Origin of the sequence: Variovorax sp. M-6 (assembly GCF_052114385.1) — a bacterium.
Classification (GTDB): domain Bacteria; phylum Pseudomonadota; class Gammaproteobacteria; order Burkholderiales; family Burkholderiaceae_C; genus Variovorax.
Genome location: NZ_JBFREQ010000002.1, coordinates 1 through 14,430, shown reverse-complemented (window position 1 = coordinate 14,430; position 14,430 = coordinate 1). Strand labels below are relative to the sequence as shown.

Genomic DNA, 14,430 nt, shown 5'->3' with positions numbered 1-14,430 from the left:
GTCTCCTGTGGTGAATGAACTTGAACGAACGAGAAACGTTGGCGGCCTAGCGCCGGCCGCGCTGAAGAAACGCCACGACGATGATCACGATGCCCTGCACGGCGGCGTTGAGGTACACGCTGATGATGCTGGTGAGGTTCAGGATGTTGCTGATGACCGAGAGCAGGATCGCGCCGATCACGGTGCCGGTGATGCTGCCCGCGCCGCCCTTGAGCGCGGTGCCGCCGACGATCACGGCCGCGATCGCCTCCAGCTCCCACAGCAGGCCGGTGGTCGGAGAGGCCGATCCCAGCCGCGGCACGTAGAGCAGCGTCGCGATGCCGACGCAGACGCCGAGCAGCACGTAGGTCATGATCTTCACGTGGTCGACGCCGACCGCGGCATAGCGCGCCACCTGCTCGTTGGAGCCGATCGCCTGCACGTAGCGGCCATAGGCGGTGCGGTTGAGGATCAGGCCACCGATCACCGCCACGATGAGGAACACCCACACCGGCACCGGGATGCCCGCGAGGCTCGCGTAGTACACCGGTGCATAGAGGTCCGACAGATCGTTGTCGAGCGTCAGCGCGCCGCCGTCGGCGAAGTAGGTCAGGAAGGCGCGGAAGATGCCGAGCGTGCCGAGCGTCACGATGAAGGGCTCGATCCGGCCCTTGGTGATCAGCAGGCCGTGCGCCAGGCCGAACACGGCGCCCAGAACCACAGCGAGCACGGCGCCCAGCACCACCGCCAGCAGCGGCGAACCGAGCGCCGGGCCCATCGCATTGATGGACATGATCACGCAGCCCGCGATCAGCGCCGCCATCGAGCCGACCGAGAGGTCGATGCCGCCCGAAATGATCACGAAGCACATGCCGACCGCGATGATGCCGATGAAGGCGGTGCGGGTGAGCACGTTCATCGCGTTGTCGAGCGTGGCGAAGTCGCCGTTGAGCAAGGTGCCCGCGATGCACAGCAGCACCAGGCCGATGACCGGGCCGAAGCCGTGCAGGCGCTCGGTCCAGCTGGACTTCGATTCGCCACGGTGGGTTGCTGCGGGGGTCTCAGGCGTGGACATGGGCGGTTCCGGTGGCATGGGCGATGAGATCTTCCTCGGTCAAGTGCTCCGCATCGAGCGTGGCCACGATGCGGCCCGCGCGCATCACCGCAACGCGGTGGCACAGGCCGATCAGCTCCATCAGCTCGGAAGAGACGACGATCACGGCCAGCCCCTGGCGGGCCAGTCGCTGGATCAGGAAATAGATGTCGCGCTTGGCGCCGACGTCGACGCCTCGCGTGGGCTCGTCGAGCACCACCACTTTCGGTTGCGGCTGGAGCACCTTGGCCAGCGCCAGCTTCTGCTGGTTGCCGCCCGACAGCGACGAGGCGCGCGCATCGAGGTCGCCGGTGCGAATGCCGTAGTCCTTCACCGCCTCGGCCAGCGCAGCGCGCTCGGCGTCGGGCTTCAGCCACGGTTGCGCATAGCGCTCGAGCGCCATCAGCGTGAGGTTCTGGCGCAGACCGAGGTTCACGTGCAGGCCCTTGCCCTTGCGGTCCTCGCTCAGGTAGGTCAGGCCGTGTTTCGCCGCGTCGCGCGGGTTGCGGAAGCTGCGCGCCTGGCCTTCGATCTCGACCGTGCCGCTCGCGGGGCGCAGCCCGAGCAGGCCTTCGAAGAGTTCCGTGCGGCCGGCGCCGACGAGCCCGGCGAAGCCGAGGATCTCGCCCGGACGCACCTCGAAGCTCGCGTTCTGCGCCCAACCGGGCACGATGAAATCCCGCACCTTCATGGCCGGCGCCGTCGCCGTGACGACCGCATCGCGCGGCGGATAGAGGTCCGCGAGTTCGCGCCCGACCATCAGGTTCGCCATCTGGTGGCGCGTGACCTCGGAGGTGAGCGAACGGGCCACGAAGCGCCCGTCGCGCATCACGATCACCTCGTCGGTCACCTGCTCGACCTCGTCGAGCTTGTGCGAGATGTAGACGATGGTCACGCCGTCCGCGCGCAACTGCGCGATCAGTTTGAACAGACGCTCGGTCTCGCCGGGCGTGAGCGTGGCGGTCGGCTCGTCCATGATCAGGAGCCGCGCATGGCGCGAAATGGCCTTGGCGATCTCGACCAACTGCTTCTCGGCCACGATCAGGCGCCGCACCTTGGTGCCCGGGTCGATGTCGAGCCCGACCTCCGCCAACGCGCTGGCCGCGTCGCGCGCCATCGCGACGTCGTCGAGCAGCCAGCCCCTCTTCTTCTCGTGGCCGAGGAAGATGTTCTGCGCCACCGTGAGGTCCTCGGCGAGGTTGAACTCCTGGTGGATCAGCACGATGCCCAGCGCCTCGGCATCGCGCGAACTGGCGAACCGCTGCGGCTCGCCGTTGACCTTGAGCGTGCCGCCGGTCAGCGGCTCGTAGCCGGCGAGGATCTTCATCAGCGTGGACTTGCCGGCGCCGTTCTCGCCCAGCAGGCCGTAGACGCGGCCCGGCTCGAGCGAGAAGCTCACGCCGTGCAGCACCTCCACCGGGCCGAAGGCCTTCACCACCTGGTCGAACTCGACCGCGACGGATCTCTTCACAGCAGAACCTCCGTGCTTCGCACTGCGGTGCGAGCGCCTTCGGGCGGCCGGGCGGCGCTCATGGCGCCACCCCGCGCGCCTTCAGCGTCTCCTGCATCGCGAGCACGCCGGCGCCGATCAGCCCGGCCTGCGCGCCCAGAGGCGTGTACTGGATCTCCAGGTGCCGCGTCGACAGCGCCAGCGAGCGCTGGTAGACGCTCTGCCGCACGGCGGCGAGGAACAGCGGCCCGATGCGCGTGATGCCGCCGCCGATGAAGACGTGCGACGGATTGAAGAAGTTCACGATCGACGCGAGCATTTGTCCGATCAGGCTGCCGGCGCGCTGCACGATGGCATTGGCGGCGGCATCGCCGGCGCGGCTGGCCTGCCCGACGTCGACCGCCTCGATGCGGCCCTGCATCCGCAGGCACTCGGCCAGAGCGGCGCTCTCGCCGGCTTCGGCGGCCTCCACCGCCATCCGCGTGATCGCCGGACCGGCCGCCATCGCCTCGACGCAGCCCAGGTTGCCGCAGTGGCAGCGCGGGCCCTCCTGGTCGACGCAGATGTGGCCGACGTCGCCCGCCGATCCGGCGGCGCCACGGTACACCTCGCCGTGACAGACGATGCCGCAGCCGATGCCGGTGCCGACCTTGATGACCAGGAAGTTGGATAGCGAACGCTTCAGCCGCCAGAGCTCGCCGAGCGCCATCAGGTTGACATCGTTGTCGACGAACACCGGCGCCGCATAGTCCTCGCGCAGGTAGTCCCGGATCGAGAAGCTGTCCCAGGCCGGCATCAGCGGCGGGTTCACCAGCTGCCCGATCTCGAAATTGACCGGGCCCGGCACCCCGATGCCGATGCCCAACACCTGCCTCGCCTCAAAGCCCAGCCGTGCAAGCAGCTCGCGCACCAGCACGCGCACGCGCGCCAGCACCACGCCCGGGCCTTCGCGCACGTCGGCCGCTTCCGCGTGATGCGCGAGCACCTGGAGGTCGAGTCCGAGCACCGCGACGTCGAGGCTGGTGGCGCCGATGTCGACGCCCACCACGACGCCGAGGCCGGCATGCAGCCGGAGATTCTCGGGCCGGCGCCCGCCGGACGATCGCTGCAGGCCCGCCTCGGCAAGCAGGCCCTGCTCGACCAGGCCGGCGATCAATGAATTGGCCTTGCTCTTGGAGAAACCGAGCTGCTCGGCCATGCCATGGCGCGACCCGCCGGCCGACCAGAAGGTGGTCTCCAGCAGGAGCATCTCGTCTGCGGTCAATCGGCTCCAGGGGGCCAAGTGCGTGTCTCCGTATTCGTTCTTCGCCGTTTCGCCCGGTGGAGCGAGTCGAAGCGAATACTAGAGGCGGCGCTTCAGCCGAACAAGTCTTAACTTCGGCCAAATGAAGGCCAAAGATAGGGCTCCAAGCTTCCCCAAACGCAAAAGCCGCCCGAAGGCGGCCTTTGCAGCATCAGCGCGCAGGCGCGCTTTACTTCTTTTGGCGGTACTTGCGCAGGGCCGCCAGCTGGGCGGCCATCACAGCCAGTTCCGACTGGGCCATCGCGATGTCGATGTCGGTCTTGGCGTTCTTCAGCGCTTCCTCGGCCGCAGCCTTGGCGACGTTGGCCTTCTCGTCATCGAGGTCCTTGCCGCGGATCGCGGTGTCGGACAGCACGGTCACGGTGGTGGGTTGCACTTCGAGAATGCCACCGGCCACGAAGACGAATTCCTCGCCGCCGTCGGCCGTTTCGATGCGCACCGCGCCGGGGCGGATGCGCGTGATCAGCGGCGTGTGGCGCGGGTAGATGCCGAGCTCGCCGGCTTCGCCGGGGAGCGCGACGAACTTGGCCTCGCCGGAGAAGATCGACTCCTCGGCGCTGACCACGTCGACGTGAATGGTGCCTGCCATGGGGATTCCTTAAGCGACCTTCTTGGCCTTTTCGAACGCTTCGTCGATGCCGCCGACCATGTAGAACGCTTGTTCCGGCAGGTGGTCGGCTTCGCCGTTCACGATCATCTTGAAGCCGCGGATGGTCTCGGCCAGCGGCACGTACTTGCCGGGCGAGCCGGTGAACACTTCAGCCACGTGGAAAGGCTGCGACAGGAAGCGCTGGATCTTCCGGGCGCGGGCCACGGCCAGCTTGTCTTCGGGCGCCAGTTCGTCCATGCCCAGAATGGCGATGATGTCGCGCAGTTCCTTGTAGCGCTGCAGCGTGCCCTGCACGGCGCGGGCCACGTTGTAGTGCTCTTCGCCGACCACCAGCGGGTCGAGCTGGCGCGAGGTCGAGTCCAGCGGGTCCACGGCCGGGTAGATACCGAGCGAAGCGATGTCGCGCGACAGCACCACGGTGGAGTCCAAGTGGGCGAAGGTGGTGGCGGGCGACGGGTCGGTCAAGTCGTCGGCCGGGACGTACACGGCCTGGATCGAGGTGATCGAGCCGACCTTGGTCGAGGTGATCCGCTCTTGCAGGCGGCCCATTTCCTCGGCCAGCGTGGGCTGGTAGCCCACGGCGGAAGGCATCCGGCCCAGCAGTGCCGACACTTCGGTACCGGCCAGCGTGTAGCGGTAGATGTTGTCCACGAAGAACAGCACGTCGCGGCCTTCGTCGCGGAACGACTCGGCGATCGTCAGGCCGGTCAGCGCCACGCGCAGACGGTTGCCCGGGGGCTCGTTCATCTGGCCGTAGACCATGGCCACCTTCGAGTCCTCGAGCTTCTCGAGGTTCACGACGCCGGAGTCGGCCATCTCGTGATAGAAGTCGTTGCCTTCGCGGGTGCGCTCACCGACGCCGGCGAACACGGACAGGCCCGAGTGCGCCTTGGCGATGTTGTTGATGAGCTCCATCATGTTCACGGTCTTGCCGACGCCGGCGCCGCCGAACAGGCCCACCTTGCCGCCCTTGGCGAACGGGCAGACCAGGTCGATCACCTTGATGCCGGTTTCCAGCAGGTCCTGCGAGGGCGAGAGTTCGTCGTACGCGGGTGCCTTGCGGTGGATCGAGGCGGTCAGCGCCTGGTCGACCGGGCCGCGTTCGTCGATCGGCGAACCGAGCACGTCCATGATCCGGCCCAGCGTGGCCTTGCCCACGGGCACGGTGATCGGAGCTTGCGTGTTGGTCACGATCAGGCCGCGGCGCAGGCCGTCGGAAGAACCCAGCGCAATCGTGCGGACCACGCCGTCGCCGAGCTGCTGCTGCACTTCGAGGGTCAGCGCGCTGCCTTCGAACTTGAGGGCGTCGTAGATCTTCGGCATCTTGTCGCGCGGGAATTCCACGTCGACCACGGCGCCGATACATTGAACGATCTTGCCTTGAACTGCTTCTGCTTGAGCCATGTCTGCTCCGATAAAAATTTAAATCTGTTGAGGGCCGAGGGGCTCAGACGCCCGCGGCCGCCGCGGCGCCCGAGACGATTTCCGACAGCTCTTTGGTGATGCCGGCCTGGCGGGTCTTGTTGTAGACCAGCTTGAGCTCGTCGATCACATTGCCCGCGTTGTCGGTCGCCGCCTTCATGGCCACCATCCGTGCCGAGTGCTCGGAGGCCATGTTCTCGGCCACCGCCTGGTACACCAGCGATTCGACATAGCGCACCAGCAGTTCGTCGATCACGCTCTGCGCATCGGGCTCGTAGATGTAGTCCCACGAGTGATGGCCCGACTCGGTGCGAAGCGTCTCCGCGGCCAAGGGCAGCAACTGTTCCACCAGCGGCTCTTGCTTGATGGTGTTGATGAACTTGGTGTAGCAGAGGTACACGGCCGAGATCTTGCCTTCGGCGTAAGCGTCGAGCAGCGTCTTGACCGGCCCGATGAGCTTGTCGAGGTGCGGCGTGTCGCCCAGCTGCGTGACGTGCGCGACGACGCGGGCGCCGATGCGGTTCAGGAACCCCAGGCCCTTGTTGCCGATGGCCACCGACTCGATCGCGTTGCCGGCGCTCTGCGCCTCGCGCAACTTGGCCGTCACCGCGCGCAGCAGGTTGGTGTTCAAGCCACCGCACAAGCCCTTGTCGCTGGTGACGACGATGAAGCCGACCGCCTTGGCGTCGCTCGTCTTCATGAAGGCGTGCGTGTACTCCGGGTTCGCCTGGCCGAGGTTGGCCGCGATGTTGCGGATCTTCTCGCTGTAGGGGCGGGCGGCGCGCATGCGTTCCTGCGCCTTGCGCATCTTGGAAACCGAGACCATTTCCATGGCCTTGGTGATCTTCTTGGTGTTCTCCACCGATTTGATCTTGCCGCGGATTTCCTTACCAGCTGCCATGAGCGTTCCTTCCTTGGTCGTCGATCAGGCGAACGACTTCTTGAACGCGGCGACCGCCGTGTTCAGTTCGGCTTCGGCGTCCTTGTCGAGCGCCTTGGACTGTTCGATCTTGTCGAGCAGCGCGCCATGGCTGGACTTCAGGAACTGGTGCAGCCCGTGTTCGAAAGCCAGGATCTTCTTGATTTCGATGTCGTCCATGAAGCCCTTGTTGACCGCGAACAGCGTCGCACCCATCAGCGAGATGGGCAGCGGGCTGTACTGCGACTGCTTGAGCAGTTCGGTCACGCGGGCGCCGCGGTCGAGTTGCTTGCGGGTCGCTTCGTCGAGGTCGGAGGCGAACTGCGCGAACGCAGCCAGTTCACGGTACTGCGCCAGGTCGGTACGGATACCGCCCGACTGGCCCTTGATGATCTTCGTCTGTGCCGACGAACCCACGCGCGACACCGAGATACCGGCGTTGATGGCGGGGCGGATGCCGGCGTTGAACAGGCTGGTTTCCAGGAAGATCTGGCCGTCGGTGATCGAGATCACGTTGGTCGGAACGAAGGCCGACACGTCGCCGGCTTGCGTTTCGATGATCGGCAGTGCGGTCAGCGAACCGGTCTTGCCCTTGACTTCACCCTTGGTGAAGGCTTCGACGTAGTCGGCGTTGACGCGGGCTGCGCGCTCGAGCAGGCGGCTGTGGAGATAGAACACGTCGCCGGGGTAGGCTTCGCGGCCTGGCGGGCGGCGCAGCAGCAGCGAAACCTGGCGATAGGCCACGGCTTGCTTGGACAGGTCGTCATAGACGATCAGCGCGTCCTGGCCGCGGTCGCGGAAGTACTCGCCCATGGTGCAGCCCGAGTAGGCGCTGACGTACTGCATGGCGGCCGATTCCGAAGCGGAGGCGGCGACCACGATGGTGTATTCCATCGCGCCGGCTTGTTCCAGAGCACGCACCACGTTCTTGATCGACGAAGCCTTCTGGCCGATCGCGACGTAGACGCAGGTCATGTTCTGACCCTTCTGGTTGATGATCGCGTCGATCGCCACGGCCGTCTTGCCGGTCTGGCGGTCGCCGATGATCAGCTCGCGCTGGCCGCGGCCGATCGGCACCATCGAGTCGATCGACTTGAGGCCGGTCTGCATCGGCTGGTCGACCGACTTGCGGGCGATCACGCCCGGAGCGACCTTCTCGATCACGTCGGTCATCTTGGCGTTGATCGGACCCTTGCCGTCGATCGGCTGGCCCAGTGCATTCACCACGCGGCCGATGAGTTCGGGACCCACCGGCACTTCCAGGATGCGGCCCGTGCACTTGACGGTGTCGCCTTCGGAGATGTGCTCGTACTCGCCCAGGATCACGGCGCCGACCGAGTCGCGCTCGAGGTTCAGCGCCAGGCCGAACGACGGCGTGCCGTCAGCCGACGGCGGGAACTCGAGCATTTCGCCCTGCATCGCGTCCGACAGGCCGTGCACGCGCACGATGCCGTCGGTCACCGACACCACGGTGCCTTCGTTGCGAATGTTCGCGCTGACGCCGAGACCCTCGATGCGGCTCTTGATCAGTTCGGAAATTTCTGCGGGATTGAGTTGCATGACTCTTTCCTTCTTTCTTTGTAAGGGGCTGACGGCCTCAGGCTGCCAGCGCAACTTTCATTTGTTCAAGGCGCGCTTTGACGGAGGTGTCGAGCACTTCGTCACCGACGACCACACGAATGCCGCCGATGAGCGACGGGTCCTGCTGGACCGTGAACTGCAACTTGCGGCCGAAGCGCTTTTCGAGCGCGGCGGAGATGTTGGCCAGGGCGGCGCCGTCGATCGGGAAGGCGCTGTACACCACGGCATCCGACGAGCCGGTCTGCGCGTTCGCCAGCGTGCGGAACTGCTTGGCGATCTCGGGCAGCGCGGTGAAGCGGCCGTTCTCGAGCAGTGCCATCAGGAAGTTGTTCGCGTGAGGCGGCAGCGGCGAACCGTGCACGCTGGCGACAACACCGAGCACCTGCTCGGGCGTGGCCTTGGGATTGTCCGCGAACTGAAGCAGATCGGGGTTGCCGGCGATGGCCGCGACGTCGTCGAGCCAGGCGCCGGTGGCGCCCAGGTCCGACGAGGACGCCTGGAACAGCGCTTCGGCGTAGGGACGTGCGATGGTGGCGAGTTCGGCCATGGCGTGATCAGAGTTCGGTCTGCAGGCGGGCCAGCAAATCGGCGTGGACGGCCGGATTCACTTCCTTGCGCAGGATCTGCTCGGCGCCCTTGACGGCCAGCGCGGCGACTTGCTCGCGCAGGGCCTCGCGCGCCTTCACGGCTTGCTGCTCGGCTTCGACGCGGGCGGCCGCAACGATCTTGTTGCCTTCTTCCGTGGCGCGGCCCTTGGCCTCTTCAACGATGGCCTGCGCACGACGTTCGGCATCGGCAAGACGCTGGGCGGACTCGTTGCGCGCCTGGCCGAGTTCGACTTCCACGCGCTTGTTGGCGGCGGACAGTTCGCTCTTGGCGCGGTCGGCGGCTGCGAGGCCATCGGCGATCTTCTGGGCACGATCGTCCAGCGCCTTGGCGATCGGCGGCCACACAAACTTCATCGTGAACCCGACAAGAATCAGGAACACGATCATCTGGACGATCAGGGTACCGGTAATGCTCACTTTTCACCCTCTCTTTGGGAATGAATCCGAGGCCATTCAGCGCGGAACGACATGGGTTCGACGAGAAAGCCTGGACCCGATTACTTCGGCAGGTTGGCGATTTGCGAGAGGAACGGGTTGGCCGTTGCGAACCACAGCGCGATACCGGTACCGATGATGAACGCGGCGTCGATCAGACCAGCCAGCAGGAACATCTTGGTTTGCAGTTCGCCCATCAGCTCGGGTTGACGTGCAGCCGACTCGAGGTACTTGCTGCCCATGATGCCGATGCCGATACATGCGCCGACAGCGCCCAGACCGATGATCAGGCCGGCGGCCAGTGCGACAAAGCTGATAACTTCCATGATGACTCCTAGAGGACTTTGGTTGAAGAGAAAAGAAAAAACGAAAGCAGATGATCAGTGGTGATCGTGCGCCTGGCCGATGTAGACCAGCGTCAGCATCATGAACACGAAGGCTTGCAGCGTGATGATCAGGATGTGGAAGATGGCCCAGGCCGTGCCTGCGATGATGTGGCCGAGCGCCAGGAAGATGCCGGTGGCGGACAGCGTCCAGGCGCCGCCCATCAGGGCGATCAGCAGGAAGATCAGTTCGCCGGCATACATGTTGCCGAACAACCGCATGCCGTGCGAGACCGTCTTGGCGACGAACTCGATCATCTGCATGGCGAAGTTGAAGGGGTACAGCGCCCAGTGGTTGCCGAAAGGCGCCGTGAAGAGCTCGTGGACCCAGCCGCCGAGGCCCTTGATCTTGATGTTGTAGTACAGGCAGATCAGCAGCACCGACACCGACAGACCCATGGCCACCGAGAGGTCGGCGGTCGGCACGACACGCATGTAGGCGTGGTGCGGGTCGCCGCCAGCGATGCCGAAGATCTTCGCCCAGATGGCCGGGAACAGATCGACCGGGAACAAGTCCATCGCGTTGAGCATGAAGATCCACACGAAGATCGTCAGCGCCAGCGGGGCGACGTACTTGCGGCTCTGCGCGTTGTGGACGATGCCCTTGGCTTGCTGGTCGACGACCTCGACCAGGATCTCGACCGCAGCCTGGAAGCGCCCCGGGACGCCCGAGGTGGCCTTGCGGGCGGCCAGCCAGAGGATCCAGCAGCCGACGACGCCGAGCAGGATCGAGAAAAAGAGCGAGTCGTAGTTGAAGACGGTGAGATCGGCCACACCTGCAGGCTTGGAGCTTTGCAGATGCGTCAAATGGTGAACGATGTATTCACCAGCGGTCATTCCGTGTTCCGCAGCGTTTTCAGCAGCCATCCGTTACTCGTCTCAAAGTTTCAGGCGCTTGGGGGCCAGCATCACCGCCACCCAAGCCGCCTTCATTGTCACCACCAAGCCCACCAGCATCGCCGGCCAGCTCAGCGCCGTAATCAGCCTTGGCGCGGCGATCAGCATCGCCACCGTCAAGGCCATCTTGACCATTTCCCACAAAAAGAACCCGAACACCGCAGTGCCCGGATTCAGGGACGCAAAGCGCCCGGTCAGCCCTCGTGCGAACACCGCAGCGGGAATGACCACTGCCAGCGCGCCGTATCCGGCGGACCATCCCAGATTTTGCCTCCCGGTCAGACCCCAGGCGGCCAACGCCACCAGCAAGCCCGCCACGACCTGAATCGCGATCACGCGCCACGGCGAGATCAACGGCTTCCTGTCGCGCAGCCGCTGGGCCTCCTCGGCGGTCAGCGGCTTGAAGTCGTCTTCCGGGTCGGTGATGTCCTCGGGGACCTCCCTCGATGCATTGCGGGCGATTGTTTTCATTTCGAATGAAGCCCGGATGACGACCCAGAATTTCTACAAAGCCATTGATTATAAGTAAAAACCCATGGCATTCCGCCAGCCCGTACGGCGGAGGAGGAAAAGTTCCCTTGGCGCGCGCCGAGGGATCCGCAAGCCGCTTGGGAAAGTCCCGAGCGCCCCCACCATAATTCCTCTCATGCACCCGATCGCCGACGCCCTCCCCGACGCCCTCTGCTACCTCGACGGCAGCTACACGCCGCTGCGCGACGCCAAGGTCAGCGTACTCGATCGCGGCTTCATCTTCGGCGACGGCGTCTACGAGGTCGTGCCCACCTACGGCGGCCAGCCCTTCTGCTTCGACGAGCACATGGCGCGGCTCGAGCGCTCGCTGGCCGAGCTCCAGATCCGCAATCCGCACTCGCCGGCGCAATGGCGGGCCATCGCGATGCGGCTGGTCGACGCCGCGGCACCGGCGCAGCGCGCGGGCATGCAGGGCATCTATATCCAGGTCACGCGGGGCGTGGCGCCGCGCGACCATGCGATGCCGCAGGGCCTGGTGCCGACGGTGTTCATGATGGTGAACCCCATGAAGCCGGTCGCCGATGCGGTGCGCGCCAAGGGCGTCGCCTGCGTGAGCGCGCCCGACTTCCGCTGGCAGAAGGCGCACATCAAGGCCACCAGCCTGCTCGGCGCGGTTCTGGCGCGCCAGATCAGCGTCGAGGCCGGTGCCGCCGAAACCATCATGTTCCGCGACGAGGGGCTCAGCGAGGCCTCGTCCAGCAATGTCTGGGTCGTGAAGGACGGCGTGGTCAGCGGCCCGCCCCGGGACCAGCTGGTGCTGGCGGGCATCCGCTACGGCCTGATCGAGCGCCTCTGCGCCGACGCCGGCATTCCCTTCACGCTGCGCCGCATCGCCCGCGACGAGGTCTTCGGCGCCGACGAACTGCTGCTGTCCTCGGCCAGCAAGGAAGTACTGCCGGTGGTGACGCTCGACGGCCGCAGCATCGGCGCCGGCAGCCCCGGCCCGATCTACCAGGCGCTCTACGCCGGCTATCAGCAGGCCAAGGCCCGCAGCCCCCAAGACCAAGGAGTCCCCGCATGACCACCGCACCCGACGCCCCGCTCGACGCCCGCAAGGAATCGTTGATCGAATACCCCTCGCAGTTCCCGATCAAGGTCATGGGCGCGAAGGCAGACGGCTTCGTGCACGCCGTGACGCAGATCGCCGAGCAGTTCGATCCGCAGTTCGACGCCACGACCATCGAGCTGCGCAACAGCAAGGCCGGCAACTACCTCGGCGTGACGATCACCGTGACCGCCACCAGCCGCGAGCAGCTCGACGACCTCTACCGGGCGCTGTCGAGCCACCCGATGGTGAAGGTGGTGCTCTGACCGCTGCGCTCGAGACGCGGCTGCTCGGCCGCGTCGACTACGCCCCGACCTACGCGGCGATGCGGCAGGCGACGCGCGAACGCACGCCCGAGAACCCCGACCAGCTCTGGCTCTGCGAGCATCCACCGGTCTATACCCAGGGCCTGGCGGGCAAGGCCGACCATGTGCTGAACCCCGGCGAGATCCCGGTGATCCAGACCGACCGCGGCGGCCAGGTCACCTACCACGGCCCCGGCCAGGTGGTGGCCTACCCCCTGATCGATCTGAAGCGGGCCGGCTACTACGTGAAGGAATACGTCTACCGGATCGAGGAAGCCGTGATCCGCACGCTGGCCCATTTCGAGGTCACGGGCCACCGCGTCGCCGGTGCGCCCGGCATCTACGTGCGGCTGGACGATCCGTTCTCGCATGCCGCGCTGACCGGGCCCCAGCACCCCGCGGACCCCTTCCGCGGCCTCGGCAAGATCGCCGCGCTCGGCATCAAGGTCAGCGGCCACTGCACCTACCACGGCGTCGCGCTCAACGTGGCGATGGACCTGGAACCCTTCACGCGCATCAACCCTTGCGGCTACGCGGGGCTGCAAACCGTCGATCTTTCTACAATCGGCGTTCAAACAACCTGGGACGAAGCCGCGCAGGTGCTGGGCCACAAGCTCGGCATCTACCTCGCGCCCTGAGCCCCGTCAAAGAGAAGCCATGAGCACAGCGCAGGGCCACCCCAAGCAAGCTCGCGCCACGGTGCGCAGCACGGAGGTTATTCAATGAGCACACTCGACGTTGTCCGCGACGCCCAAGGACCCGAAAGCTACAACCCCCTCGCCAAGCAGAAGGCCGCGGCCAAGCTGTCGCGCATCCCCGTCAAGGTGGTGCAGGGCGAGGTGCTCAAGAAGCCCGAGTGGATCCGCGTCAAGGCCGGCTCGCCGACCACCCGCTTCTACGAGATCAAGCAGATCCTGCGCGAGAGCAACCTGCACACGGTCTGCGAGGAAGCCTCGTGCCCCAACATCGGCGAGTGCTTCGGCAACGGCACCGCCACCTTCATGATCATGGGCGACAAGTGCACGCGGCGCTGCCCCTTCTGCGACGTCGGCCACGGCCGGCCCGACCCGCTCGACACCGACGAGCCGCTCAACCTCGCGAAGACCATCGCCCGGCTGCGCCTCAAGTACGTGGTGATCACCAGCGTCGACCGCGACGACCTGCGCGACGGCGGCAGCCAGCATTTCGTCGACTGCATCCGCAACATCCGCGAGCTCTCCCCGAAGACGCAGATCGAGATCCTGGTGCCCGACTTCCGCGGCCGCGACGACCGCGCGCTCGAGATCCTCAAGGCCGCGCCGCCCGACGTGATGAACCACAACCTGGAAACCGCGCCGCGCCTCTACAAGGAAGCGCGACCGGGCAGCGACTACCAGTTCAGCCTCAACCTGCTGAAGAAGTTCAAGGCGCTGCACCCTCAGGTTCCGACCAAGAGCGGCATCATGGTCGGCCTCGGCGAGACCGACGAGGAGATCCTGCAGGTCATGCGCGACATGCGCGCGCACGACATCGACATGCTGACCATCGGCCAGTACCTCTCGCCCAGCAACAGCCACCTGCCGGTGCGCCGCTATGTGCACCCGGACACCTTCAAGATGTTCGAGGAAGAGGCTTACAAGATGGGCTTCAGCCATGCCGCCGTCGGCGCGATGGTGCGCAGCAGTTACCACGCCGACCAGCAGGCGCACGCCGCAGGCGTCTAGGGCGTGTTCACCCTATTTCCAGGGTCGCGAAGGCATGCCAAGACGGGCCAATCAAGGCGCGCGACGCCGCATGTGCGTTGGCACATGCAAGGAGTGCAACGCGGAGTGGCACGTCTTGGCATGCCTTCCCTTCGGGTTGCCCGGCCTTCCCTTCGGGTTGCCCGGC

16 protein-coding genes are annotated in these 14,430 nt (G+C 65.9%); 4 read left to right on the top strand and 12 right to left on the bottom strand.

All coding sequences use genetic code 11. The annotated features are described in order from the left end of the window. Positions 1–46: 46 nt before the first annotated feature. From AB4Z46_RS02495 to AB4Z46_RS02440, 12 genes are all read right to left on the bottom strand, one after another. Positions 47–1,072 carry an ABC transporter permease gene (locus AB4Z46_RS02495; RefSeq protein WP_442281899.1) on the bottom strand — a complete coding sequence of 342 codons (1,026 nt, stop codon included), beginning with the start codon at positions 1,070–1,072 and terminating at the stop codon, positions 47–49. Further along, positions 1,041–2,543, bottom strand: coding sequence for a sugar ABC transporter ATP-binding protein (locus tag AB4Z46_RS02490; RefSeq protein ID WP_442281898.1), 1,503 nt, complete (start codon positions 2,541–2,543; stop codon positions 1,041–1,043). Before AB4Z46_RS02490 ends, AB4Z46_RS02495 begins: the two co-directional genes overlap by 32 nt. 58 nt (positions 2,544–2,601) lie before the next feature. Beyond that, positions 2,602–3,771, bottom strand: coding sequence for an ROK family protein (locus AB4Z46_RS02485; RefSeq protein WP_442282240.1), 1,170 nt, complete (start codon positions 3,769–3,771; stop codon positions 2,602–2,604). 223 nt (positions 3,772–3,994) lie between these two features. After that, positions 3,995–4,414 (bottom strand): F0F1 ATP synthase subunit epsilon, encoded by a 420-nt coding sequence (locus AB4Z46_RS02480; protein WP_442281897.1) that lies wholly within the window; start codon positions 4,412–4,414, stop codon positions 3,995–3,997. Between the two features lie 9 nt (positions 4,415–4,423). Next, positions 4,424–5,839, bottom strand: coding sequence for a F0F1 ATP synthase subunit beta (gene atpD, locus AB4Z46_RS02475; protein WP_442281896.1), 1,416 nt, complete (start codon positions 5,837–5,839; stop codon positions 4,424–4,426). A gap of 43 nt (positions 5,840–5,882) precedes the next feature. Beyond that, the gene (gene atpG, locus AB4Z46_RS02470) at positions 5,883–6,758 is read right to left on the bottom strand and encodes a F0F1 ATP synthase subunit gamma (protein ID WP_442281895.1); all 876 of its coding nucleotides are present in this window, start codon (positions 6,756–6,758) and stop codon (positions 5,883–5,885) included. A 24-nt stretch (positions 6,759–6,782) separates the two neighbouring features. After that, positions 6,783–8,336, bottom strand: coding sequence for a F0F1 ATP synthase subunit alpha (gene atpA / locus AB4Z46_RS02465; RefSeq protein ID WP_442281894.1), 1,554 nt, complete (start codon positions 8,334–8,336; stop codon positions 6,783–6,785). Positions 8,337–8,373: 37 nt separating this feature from the next. Beyond that, positions 8,374–8,904: a F0F1 ATP synthase subunit delta gene (locus AB4Z46_RS02460; RefSeq protein WP_442281893.1), complete on the bottom strand. Its 531-nt coding sequence runs from the start codon at positions 8,902–8,904 to the stop codon at positions 8,374–8,376. 7 nt (positions 8,905–8,911) lie between these two features. Continuing rightward, a complete protein-coding gene (locus AB4Z46_RS02455) occupies positions 8,912–9,382 on the bottom strand; it encodes a F0F1 ATP synthase subunit B (protein ID WP_442281892.1) in 471 nt (156 codons plus the stop codon). An 80-nt stretch (positions 9,383–9,462) separates the two neighbouring features. Beyond that, positions 9,463–9,726 carry a F0F1 ATP synthase subunit C gene (atpE, locus tag AB4Z46_RS02450; RefSeq protein ID WP_019657641.1) on the bottom strand — a complete coding sequence of 88 codons (264 nt, stop codon included), beginning with the start codon at positions 9,724–9,726 and terminating at the stop codon, positions 9,463–9,465. Between the two features lie 54 nt (positions 9,727–9,780). Then, the gene (gene atpB, locus AB4Z46_RS02445; protein ID WP_442281891.1) at positions 9,781–10,650 is read right to left on the bottom strand and encodes a F0F1 ATP synthase subunit A; all 870 of its coding nucleotides are present in this window, start codon (positions 10,648–10,650) and stop codon (positions 9,781–9,783) included. A gap of 12 nt (positions 10,651–10,662) precedes the next feature. Next, positions 10,663–11,151 (bottom strand): ATP synthase subunit I, encoded by a 489-nt coding sequence (locus AB4Z46_RS02440; protein WP_442281890.1) that lies wholly within the window; start codon positions 11,149–11,151, stop codon positions 10,663–10,665. A 175-nt stretch (positions 11,152–11,326) separates the two neighbouring features. On the opposite strand from AB4Z46_RS02440, the gene AB4Z46_RS02435 reads away from it, so the two are divergent. The 4 genes from AB4Z46_RS02435 to lipA all read left to right on the top strand — a co-directional run bounded on the left by AB4Z46_RS02435 (position 11,327) and on the right by lipA (position 14,264). Next, positions 11,327–12,232, top strand: a complete 906-nt coding sequence (locus AB4Z46_RS02435; protein ID WP_442281889.1) for a D-amino acid aminotransferase — start codon at positions 11,327–11,329, stop codon at positions 12,230–12,232. Continuing rightward, a complete protein-coding gene (locus AB4Z46_RS02430; RefSeq protein ID WP_442281888.1) occupies positions 12,229–12,522 on the top strand; it encodes a YbeD family protein in 294 nt (97 codons plus the stop codon). The genes AB4Z46_RS02435 and AB4Z46_RS02430 overlap by 4 nt, the downstream gene beginning before the upstream one ends. Beyond that, positions 12,519–13,199: a lipoyl(octanoyl) transferase LipB gene (gene lipB, locus AB4Z46_RS02425; RefSeq protein ID WP_442282239.1), complete on the top strand. Its 681-nt coding sequence runs from the start codon at positions 12,519–12,521 to the stop codon at positions 13,197–13,199. Before AB4Z46_RS02430 ends, lipB begins: the two co-directional genes overlap by 4 nt. Before the next feature lie 84 nt (positions 13,200–13,283). Further along, on the top strand, positions 13,284–14,264 hold the full coding sequence (gene lipA, locus AB4Z46_RS02420) for a lipoyl synthase (protein ID WP_442281887.1): 981 nt from the start codon (positions 13,284–13,286) through the stop codon (positions 14,262–14,264). Positions 14,265–14,430: the final 166 nt, after the last annotated feature.

What these genes read in the sequence shown, in the direction of transcription:
- AB4Z46_RS02495 (WP_442281899.1), bottom strand. Translation starts at nt 1,072, where the DNA reads ATGCCACCGGAACCGCCCATGTCCACGCCTGAGACCCCCGCAGCAACC.
- AB4Z46_RS02485 (WP_442282240.1), bottom strand. Translation starts at nt 3,771, where the DNA reads ATGCTCCTGCTGGAGACCACCTTCTGGTCGGCCGGCGGGTCGCGCCAT.
- AB4Z46_RS02480 (WP_442281897.1), bottom strand. Translation starts at nt 4,414, where the DNA reads ATGGCAGGCACCATTCACGTCGACGTGGTCAGCGCCGAGGAGTCGATC.
- atpD (WP_442281896.1), bottom strand. Translation starts at nt 5,839, where the DNA reads ATGGCTCAAGCAGAAGCAGTTCAAGGCAAGATCGTTCAATGTATCGGC.
- atpG (WP_442281895.1), bottom strand. Translation starts at nt 6,758, where the DNA reads ATGGCAGCTGGTAAGGAAATCCGCGGCAAGATCAAATCGGTGGAGAAC.
- atpA (WP_442281894.1), bottom strand. Translation starts at nt 8,336, where the DNA reads ATGCAACTCAATCCCGCAGAAATTTCCGAACTGATCAAGAGCCGCATC.
- AB4Z46_RS02460 (WP_442281893.1), bottom strand. Translation starts at nt 8,904, where the DNA reads ATGGCCGAACTCGCCACCATCGCACGTCCCTACGCCGAAGCGCTGTTC.
- atpE (WP_019657641.1), bottom strand. Translation starts at nt 9,726, where the DNA reads ATGGAAGTTATCAGCTTTGTCGCACTGGCCGCCGGCCTGATCATCGGT.
- atpB (WP_442281891.1), bottom strand. Translation starts at nt 10,650, where the DNA reads ATGGCTGCTGAAAACGCTGCGGAACACGGAATGACCGCTGGTGAATAC.
- AB4Z46_RS02440 (WP_442281890.1), bottom strand. Translation starts at nt 11,151, where the DNA reads ATGAAAACAATCGCCCGCAATGCATCGAGGGAGGTCCCCGAGGACATC.
- AB4Z46_RS02435 (WP_442281889.1), top strand. Translation starts at nt 11,327, where the DNA reads ATGCACCCGATCGCCGACGCCCTCCCCGACGCCCTCTGCTACCTCGAC.
- AB4Z46_RS02430 (WP_442281888.1), top strand. Translation starts at nt 12,229, where the DNA reads ATGACCACCGCACCCGACGCCCCGCTCGACGCCCGCAAGGAATCGTTG.
- lipA (WP_442281887.1), top strand. Translation starts at nt 13,284, where the DNA reads ATGAGCACACTCGACGTTGTCCGCGACGCCCAAGGACCCGAAAGCTAC.